This is a genomic window from Pseudomonas sp. NPDC087814, assembly GCF_044742865.1.
In the GTDB taxonomy this organism is placed as follows: Bacteria; Pseudomonadota; Gammaproteobacteria; order Pseudomonadales; family Pseudomonadaceae; genus Aquipseudomonas.
In genome coordinates this window covers 39,845-47,825 of record NZ_JBIUVK010000049.1, presented here as the reverse complement: position 1 = coordinate 47,825, position 7,981 = coordinate 39,845, and the positions used below count along the sequence as shown (strand labels likewise).

Here is a 7,981-nt window from a genome sequence, read left to right as displayed (position 1 = left end):
CCTGAAACCCGAAGCCATGCGCGCTCTGGACGTTCTCGCGAAGGACCTGAAAGCTAACGGCGCTCGCGTTGTTCTGGAAGGTAACACCGACGAACGTGGTACTCGTGAGTACAACATGGCACTGGGCGAGCGTCGTGCGAAAGCCGTTCAGCGCTACCTGGTTCTGCAAGGTGTTGCTCCAGGCCAACTGGAACTGGTTTCCTACGGTAAAGAGCGTCCAGTTGCTACTGGCCACGACGAGCAGTCCTGGGCTCAAAACCGTCGCGTCGAACTGCGTAAGTAATTCGTCATGCGAACGTGCCGTCGTGCTCTAACTGTATTGGCTCTCAGCCTGGCACCGCTTGCGGTGTGGGCTGCGGTTCCTGTGGAAGATAGCAACTCTGGCTATAACAATAGCGGGAGCAGTTATCCGCCAGCGGGTTATGGCACGAACGGCGCCTATGCCGGGGGCGCGGCAACTGCCGCGCCTTCGGCACAGGGCGAACTGTTCAACCAGCTGCAACGCATGCAGGATCAATTGTCGCAGCAACAAGGCACGATTGAGGTTCTGCAGAATCAAGTGAACCAGCTGAAGCAAGAAGGCCTGGAGCGTTACCAGGATCTTGATCGACGCATTGGAGCCGGCGTTACACCAGCCGCCACTCCTGATAATTCTTCTGCCGGTGGCGCCGCAAGCGCCGCCGGTGGTGCAGCGGCAGGGGCCGCGGCTGCGAGCCAAGCCCCTGCCGCCAGCAGCGAACCGGGTGATCCGGCGAAGGAAAAGCTGTATTACGATGCAGCCTTCGACCTGATCAAAGCCAAGGATTTCGATAAGGCCAGCCAGGCTTTTACCGCATTCCTGCGCAAATACCCGAACAGCCAGTACGCGGGCAACGCCCAGTACTGGTTGGGTGAGGTGAACCTGGCCAAGGGTGATCTGCAGGGCGCAGGCCAGGCATTTGCCAAGGTCAGCCAGCTGTACCCCAAGCACGCCAAGGTGCCGGATTCGCTGTACAAACTGGCTGACGTAGAACGCCGCCTGGGTCATACCGACAAGGTCAAAGGCATTCTGCAGCAGGTGGTGGCCCAATATCCGGGTACCTCTGCGGCCCAGTTGGCTCAGCGGGATCTGCAACGCATGTAAGCGTCGCAACCCGTTCAGAAGAAACCCGCGCCCTGCGCGGGTTTTTTCGTTAGAATCCACGCCCTTTTATGAAACACGCTTCCTGGGGTTTACGCGTTGGCGCAATTCCTTGAAGTGCCTGACGGAGGCGGACAGCCTGTTTAGCTGTTACGCCCGTGGCGACTATGCAAGACACATTACGTATCACCGAAGTTTTTTACTCGTTGCAGGGTGAAACGCGCACTGCCGGGCTGCCCACTGTATTTGTGCGCCTCACCGGTTGCCCGCTGCGTTGCCAGTACTGCGACAGCGCCTACGCCTTCAGCGGCGGCACCGTGCGCACCCTTGAAGACATCCTTGAGCAGGTGGCCGGTTACCGGCCGCGTTATGTCTGCGTCACGGGTGGCGAGCCACTGGCACAGCCCAATGCCATTCCCTTGCTCAAGCAGTTGTGCGATGCCGGTTACGAGGTGTCCCTGGAAACCAGCGGCGCCCTCGATATCTCTGCAGTCGACCCTCGGGTCAGCCGAGTCGTCGACCTCAAGACCCCAGGCTCCAAGGAAGTGCATCGCAACCGCTACGAGAACATTGAGCTGCTGACGGCCAACGACCAGGTCAAGTTCGTCATCTGTTCCCGTGAAGACTACGACTGGGCGACCTCCAAGCTGATCCAGTATGGCCTGGACCGCCGCGCCGGCGAAGTGCTGTTTTCCCCCAGTCATCATGACCTGAATGCTCGCGACCTGGCCGACTGGGTCGTTGCAGACAACCTTCCGGTGCGTCTGCAACTGCAGCTGCACAAGTACCTGTGGAACGATGAGCCGGGGCGCTGAGATGACTGATCAAAAACGTGCGGTGATCCTGCTGTCCGGCGGCCTCGACTCCGCGACCGTGGTCGCCATGGCCCGTGCAGAAGGCTACAGCTGCTACACCATGAGCTTCGACTACGGCCAGCGTCACCGTGCCGACTGAACGCTGCCGCCCGTGTCGCCCGAGACCTGGGCGCGGTTGAGCACAAGGTGATCGGCCTGAATCTCGACGGCATGGGTGGCTCGGCGCTGACCGACAGCTCCATAGACGTGCCGCAAGGCCCCAGCGAAGGCATTCCGGTGACCTACGTGCCGGCACGCAACACGGTCTTCCTGTCCCTGGCCCTCGGCTGGGCCGAGGTGCTCAATGCCCGCGACATCTTCATCGGCGTCAACGCCCTGGACTACGCCGGATACCCGGACTGCCGCCCCGAGTACATCGAGTCGTTCGAGCGCATGGCCAATCTGGCGACCAAGGCCGGTGTAGAAGGGCAGGGCTTTCGCATCCTGGCGCCGCTGCAGAACCGCAGCAAGGCCGATATCGTGAAGGCAGGCGTAGGACTTGGCGTCGATTACTCGCTGACTGTTTCCTGCTATCAGGCAGACACTGATGGTCGCGCTTGTGGGAAATGCGACAGCTGCAGACTGCGTGCAGAGGGCTTCCAAGCGGCCGGAATTACTGACCCAACGCGTTATTTCTGATTTATTTTAAATAAGGTGTTGAATAATCCTTAGAAATCAGTATTATACGCGCCACCACACAGCGGGTCGTTAGCTCAGTTGGTAGAGCAGTTGGCTTTTAACCAATTGGTCGTAGGTTCGAATCCCACACGACCCACCATTTTTGGCGGTTTAGAAAATCCGGAAGGCCCACGCAAGTGAGGATTTCCGGGTTTTTTTTTGCCCAGTAAAAAGCCGATCACTCTCGCGACAGAGAGTGATCGGCTTTTTTGTTAAAGCTAGCCAAACCGCCCGGTGATGTAGTCCTCGGTCTGTTTCATCTTCGGCTTGGTGAAGATCTCATCCGTATTGCCATGCTCAATCAGTTCGCCCATGAACATGAACGCCGTGCTGTCCGACACCCGGGCGGCCTGCTGCATGTTGTGGGTCACGATGATCACCGTGTATTGCTCTTTCAGCTCGGTGATCAACTGCTCGATGCGCCCGGTGGAAATCGGGTCGAGCGCCGAGGTCGGTTCATCCAGCAGCAATACCTGTGGGCGCAGCGCAATGGTGCGGGCGATGCACAGGCGTTGCTGTTGTCCGCCGGAAAGACTCTGGGCGCTTTGTTTGAGTTTGTCCTTCACCTCATCCCACAGCGCGCCGCCGCGCAAGGCTTGCTCGACTCGATCATCCATTTCCCGGCGCGACAACTTTTCGTGGTGACGCACGGCATAGGCGATGTTGTCGTAGATCGACATCGGGAACGGTACCGGCTTCTGGAAGACCATTCCGACGTGGCTGCGCAGGCGGTTCATCGAATATCCGGGGGCGAGGATGTTTTCGCCATTGAGCAGCACTTCACCGCGGGCTTCCTGCTTCGGGTACATCGAGTAGATACGGTTGAACACCCGCAGCAAGGTCGACTTGCCGCAGCCCGATGGGCCGATGATCGCGGTGATGCGTTTTTCCGGAATGTCGATGTCGATGGATTTCAGCGAACGTTGGTTGTTGTAGAAAAACTCCAACCCACGGACACGGATTTTGGTTTTTTCAGGATCAAGGCGGGTCGATTGCATCAGTGGGACCTATTGCGCAAAAGAATCAGGCGAGACAGCAAGCTCAGCACCAGCACGAACATCGTCAGTACCAAGGCGCCTGCCCATGCGAGGGAGTGCCAGTCATCGAAGGGGCTCATGGCGTACTGGAAAATAACCACCGGCACGCTGGCAATCGGCTTGAGCAGGTTGCTGCTCCAGAACTGGTTGCCGAAGGCGGTGAACAGCAGCGGCGCGGTTTCCCCGGTAATCCGCGCCAGCGCCAGCAGGATGCCGGTCACCACGCCGGCCTTGGCCGCTCTCAACACGATCTGCAACGTCAGTTTCCACTGGGGTACGCCCAGGGCCAGGGCCGCCTCGCGCATGGTGGAAGGTTGCAGTTGGAGCATCTCGTCGGTCGTGCGCACCACCACCGGAATCACCAGCAAGGCCAGCGCCAGGGCACCGGCAATGGCGGAGAAACCTACCTGGTGATTGGTCAGCAGGTTCAGCGGCAGGATCACCCCGGTGTAGATGAACAGGCCCAGCACGATCGACGGCGCGGACAGCAGGATGTCGTTGATGAAACGCACCGTGGTACCCAGGCGCGAGTGCCGTGCGAATTCCGCCAGCCAGATACCGGCCATCAGCCCGATGGGCGTGCCAATCAGCAGCGCAATCCCGGACATCAGGGCGCTGCCATAAAACGCGTTGGCCAGGCCGCCGTCTGTTCCAGGTGGCGGCGTCATCTCGGTAAACAGGCGCAGGTTGAGCGCCTGAAAGCCGTTGATGATGGTGGTCAGCAGAATCCACGCCAGCCACAGCAGGCCAAAGACTGTCGCGCCACAACTGAGCAGCATGGCCACCCTGTTCTTCAAGGCACGCTTGCGGTACAGGCGTTCGTTGCTGCTCATAGGCCCTCCTTGCGGGACAGGCGCATGAGCATCAGCCGCGCCAGTGCCAGCACCACGAATGTCACGATAAACAGCAGGAAGCCCAGGGCGATCAGCGCCGAACGATGCAGGTCGGTGTACGCCTCGCTGAACTCGTTGGCGATGACGGACGCGATGGAACTGCTGGGCATCAGCAACGAGGCGGAGAACTGTTGCGCGTTACCCAGCACGAAGGTGACGGCCATGGTTTCACCCAGGGCGCGACCGAGGCCGAGAAAGATCCCGCCGACCACGGCCGAACGGGTGTAGGGCAGGACGATGTCCCACACCACTTCCCAGGTAGTACTGCCCAGTGCGTAGGCCGACTCCTTCAATTGAGTCGGCACACTGCGGAAAACCTCATGCATCACCGACGTGATGAACGGTGTGATCATGATCGCCAGCACGATGCCGGCGGTCAGCATCCCGATGCCCAGCGGCGGCCCCTGGAACAGCGAGCCAATAAACGGAAGCGCACCCAGGTAGTCATTGATCCAGGGTGACAAGTGTTCAGCCATAAAGGGCCCGAAAACAAACAGGCCCCACATGCCATAGATAATCGAGGGAATGCCCGCGAGCAATTCAACGGCGGAGGCGACCGGCATTCTGAGCCAGGGCGGCGCCACTTCGGTGAGGAAAATCGCGATGCCGAAACTCACCGGCACCGCAATCAGCAACGCCAGCAACGAGGTGACCAAGGTGCCGTAGATCGGTACCAGGGCGCCGAAGTGGTTGTTGACCGCATCCCACTCGGTGCTGGTGATGAAACCGAAACCGAAGGTCTTGAAGGCCAGGCCGCCGCCCCAAAGCGTTGAGGCAGCAATGCTGGCCAATAACAGCAAGACCAGCATGGCAGCGCCGAACATGGAGCGTTTGAACCACAGGTCGTTGCGCTGATCGCGAGCAGCACGGTTGTCACCGCTCACATCGCCCGCGTGAGTAGTCATCACCATCGGTTGCACGGTTTCGTTCATATCAGATGTGCTCACCAGCGCCCCCTGGCATCAGGTTGCTTGAGGGCGCGGGTCTCAGGGACGGATCAGTGGGCGAAGTCAGACTTCCAGTAACCTTCGATCCGGGTCACGAGGGAATCGGGCAACGCTACGTAGTCCAATGCCGCAGCCTGCTGCTGACCTTTCTCCAACGACCATTTGAAGAAGTTGAAAGCGGCCTGGCTTTGCTCGGCGTTTTTTGCCTGCTTGTACATGATGATCCAGGTGGTCGCCGTGATCGGCCACGCGTTCTCGCCCGGTGCGTTGGTCATGATCAGGTTGAAGTCATGGGCGTTGGCCCAATCGGCAGTATCAGCCGCTGCCTGGAAGGCCTTGGCGTTGGGCTCGACGAATTTGCCGGACGCGTTCTTCAGTGAGGCGTAGGTCATCTTGTTTTGCAGGGCGTAGGCGTATTCAACAAAGCCGATGGAGTTCTTGATCTGCTTCACGTAGGCCGAAACACCTTCGTTACCCTTGCCGCCCACACCGACCGGCCACGGCACGGTGGTGCCGAAACCGATTTTGGTTTTCCAGCCATCACTGACTTTGGAGAGGTAGTTGGTGAAGTTGTACGAGGTGCCCGAGCCGTCCGAGCGGTGGACCACGGTGATATTCGCGCCCGGCAGTTTCAAGCCGGGGTTGAGGGCGGCAATCGCCGGGTCGTTCCAGGCCTTGATGTCACCGAGGAAGATCTTCGCCAGCACATCACCATCGAGTTTCAGCTGGCCAGCTGCAACGCCCTCGACGTTCATCACCGGCACGATGCCGCCAATCACGCTTGGGAATTGGCCGAGGCCGCCGGCCTTCAGTTCATCCGCCGACAGCGGCGCGTCGGACGCACCGAAGTCCACGGTAGCCGCCTTGATCTGGGCGATACCACCACCGGAGCCGATGGACTGGTAGTTGATCCGGTCACTGGAGCTTTTGCTGTATTCCTGGGACCACTTGGACAGCACCGGGTAGACGAAACTGGAGCCTGCGCCCGTGACGTCAGTGGCGTGAGCGACACCACTCAGGCACAGGGCAGTGAACAACACTGACAGACTCTTTTTGGTCAGCAACATCACGACGACACCTCAAAGGAAGGGGGCAGGTGGAGGGCTCCACCTGCCTGGGACGTGACGATTTAATTCCTGAAATGTGTCTGTTTAATGACGGTTTGGCTTTATGAAGAAACATTTAGAAATATCTGTGGGCGACCCCGGAAGGGATGTTCCGAGGTCGCTGCACTGATCAACCCTGGCTGCGCACCAGGATCGACTCATCGATCTGGGCGATCGACGTGACTCCGGTCAACGTCATGGCCACGCGCATTTCCTTGGCGAAGATATCCAGCAGGTTCTCCACGCCACGCTGCCCGTCGGCGGCCAGTGCGTAAGCCTGTGCACGGCCCAGCAGAACGCCCTTGGCGCCCAGCGCGAGCATGCGCACCACGTCCAGCCCCGAGCGTACGCCGGAGTCCACCAGCACCGTCAGATCGCTACCCACGGCTTGTACGATAGGCGCCAGTGCCTTGGCTGTGGACAGCACGCCATCCAACTGGCGCCCGCCGTGGTTGGAGACGACGATGCCGTCGGCACCAAAGCTCACCGCGTCCTTGGCATCCTGTGGGTCGAGGATGCCTTTGATGATCATCGGGCCTTTCCAGAATTCGCGGATCCACTCCAGGTCTTTCCAACTGATGGAAGGGTCGAAGTTGTTGGCCAGCCAGCCGATGTAGTCCTTCAGTTGGGTGGGCTTGCCCAGGTACTTGGAGATGTTGCCCAGGTCGTGGGGGCGACCCAGCAGGCCCACATCGAAGGCCCAGGCCGGTTTGGTCATGGCCTGCAGGATTTGGCGTTGCGGCCCGTAGGCGCCGGACATACCCGAATGGGCATCGCGATAACGCGCGCCGGGGGTGGGCATGTCGACCGTGAACACGAGGTTTTTCACCCCGGCGGCCTGGGCGCGCTCCAGGGCGTTTTTCATGAAGCCGCGGTCTTTCAGCACATACAGCTGAAACCAGATCGATTGCGGGCTCTGGGACGCCACTTCCTCGATCGGGCACACGGAAACGGTCGACAGGCAAAACGGAATGCCCTTGTTCGCTGCCGCCTTCGCCGCCTGGACTTCACCACGCCGGGCAAACATGCCGGTCAGGCCCACCGGGCTGAGGACCACCGGCATCGCCAATGGCTGGTCGAACAACGTGGTTTCAAGGCTCAGGCTTTCGACGTTGCGCAGGATGCGCTGGCGCAGGCTGATATCCGACAGGTCGGAGCTGTTGGCCCTGAGGGTGTGTTCGGCGTAGGCGCCGCCGTCGATGTAGTCGAACAGGAAACGCGGCAGTTTGCGGCGGGCGGCTTCGCGGTAATCCGATGCAGACGAAATGATCATGAACAGTGATGCCCCGAGTGAAGAAAACGGTGGGGTGAGGATAGACAAAGGCCTTTCATGGTAAAAACAACTT

At 59.8% G+C, this 7,981-nt stretch carries 8 protein-coding genes, 1 tRNA gene and 1 pseudogene; 5 read left to right on the top strand and 5 right to left on the bottom strand.

Annotation, left to right across the window (positions count from 1 at the left end; translation table 11 throughout):
• From ACIOMR_RS25750 to ACIOMR_RS25730, 5 genes and pseudogenes are all read left to right on the top strand, one after another.
• The coding region (locus ACIOMR_RS25750) for an OmpA family protein (protein ID WP_401197077.1) at window positions 1-283 on the top strand (283 nt) is incomplete at its 5' end.
• 6 nt (window positions 284-289) lie between these two features.
• Complete coding sequence (gene ybgF / locus ACIOMR_RS25745; protein WP_023659229.1) at window positions 290-1,123, top strand: tol-pal system protein YbgF; 834 nt, start codon at window positions 290-292, stop codon at window positions 1,121-1,123.
• A 164-nt stretch (window positions 1,124-1,287) separates the two neighbouring features.
• Window positions 1,288-1,935: a 7-carboxy-7-deazaguanine synthase QueE gene (gene queE / locus ACIOMR_RS25740; RefSeq protein ID WP_003209831.1), complete on the top strand. Its 648-nt coding sequence runs from the start codon at window positions 1,288-1,290 to the stop codon at window positions 1,933-1,935.
• Window position 1,936: 1 nt separating this feature from the next.
• Window positions 1,937-2,613 (top strand): annotated as a pseudogene (queC, locus tag ACIOMR_RS25735) (7-cyano-7-deazaguanine synthase QueC).
• A gap of 63 nt (window positions 2,614-2,676) precedes the next feature.
• A tRNA-Lys gene (locus ACIOMR_RS25730) sits at window positions 2,677-2,752 on the top strand.
• A 118-nt stretch (window positions 2,753-2,870) separates the two neighbouring features.
• Here the strand turns inward: ACIOMR_RS25730 and pstB are convergent.
• The 5 genes from pstB to lldD all read right to left on the bottom strand — a co-directional run bounded on the left by pstB (window position 2,871) and on the right by lldD (window position 7,908).
• On the bottom strand, window positions 2,871-3,650 hold the full coding sequence (gene pstB / locus ACIOMR_RS25725; protein WP_003209835.1) for a phosphate ABC transporter ATP-binding protein PstB: 780 nt from the start codon (window positions 3,648-3,650) through the stop codon (window positions 2,871-2,873).
• On the bottom strand, window positions 3,650-4,522 hold the full coding sequence (gene pstA, locus ACIOMR_RS25720) for a phosphate ABC transporter permease PstA (RefSeq protein ID WP_003209837.1): 873 nt from the start codon (window positions 4,520-4,522) through the stop codon (window positions 3,650-3,652). Before pstA ends, pstB begins: the two co-directional genes overlap by 1 nt.
• The gene (gene pstC / locus ACIOMR_RS25715; RefSeq protein ID WP_401197080.1) at window positions 4,519-5,514 is read right to left on the bottom strand and encodes a phosphate ABC transporter permease subunit PstC; all 996 of its coding nucleotides are present in this window, start codon (window positions 5,512-5,514) and stop codon (window positions 4,519-4,521) included. Before pstC ends, pstA begins: the two co-directional genes overlap by 4 nt.
• A 65-nt stretch (window positions 5,515-5,579) precedes the next feature.
• Window positions 5,580-6,596, bottom strand: coding sequence for a phosphate ABC transporter substrate-binding protein PstS (pstS, locus tag ACIOMR_RS25710; RefSeq protein WP_003209841.1), 1,017 nt, complete (start codon window positions 6,594-6,596; stop codon window positions 5,580-5,582).
• A 169-nt stretch (window positions 6,597-6,765) separates the two neighbouring features.
• A complete protein-coding gene (gene lldD / locus ACIOMR_RS25705; protein ID WP_003209842.1) occupies window positions 6,766-7,908 on the bottom strand; it encodes an FMN-dependent L-lactate dehydrogenase LldD in 1,143 nt (380 codons plus the stop codon).
• Window positions 7,909-7,981: the final 73 nt, after the last annotated feature.

What these genes read in the sequence shown, in the direction of transcription:
- queE (WP_003209831.1), top strand. Translation starts at nt 1,288, where the DNA reads ATGCAAGACACATTACGTATCACCGAAGTTTTTTACTCGTTGCAGGGT.
- lldD (WP_003209842.1), bottom strand. Translation starts at nt 7,908, where the DNA reads ATGATCATTTCGTCTGCATCGGATTACCGCGAAGCCGCCCGCCGCAAA.
- ybgF (WP_023659229.1), top strand. Translation starts at nt 290, where the DNA reads ATGCGAACGTGCCGTCGTGCTCTAACTGTATTGGCTCTCAGCCTGGCA.
- pstC (WP_401197080.1), bottom strand. Translation starts at nt 5,514, where the DNA reads ATGAACGAAACCGTGCAACCGATGGTGATGACTACTCACGCGGGCGAT.
- pstA (WP_003209837.1), bottom strand. Translation starts at nt 4,522, where the DNA reads ATGAGCAGCAACGAACGCCTGTACCGCAAGCGTGCCTTGAAGAACAGG.
- pstB (WP_003209835.1), bottom strand. Translation starts at nt 3,650, where the DNA reads ATGCAATCGACCCGCCTTGATCCTGAAAAAACCAAAATCCGTGTCCGT.
- pstS (WP_003209841.1), bottom strand. Translation starts at nt 6,596, where the DNA reads ATGTTGCTGACCAAAAAGAGTCTGTCAGTGTTGTTCACTGCCCTGTGC.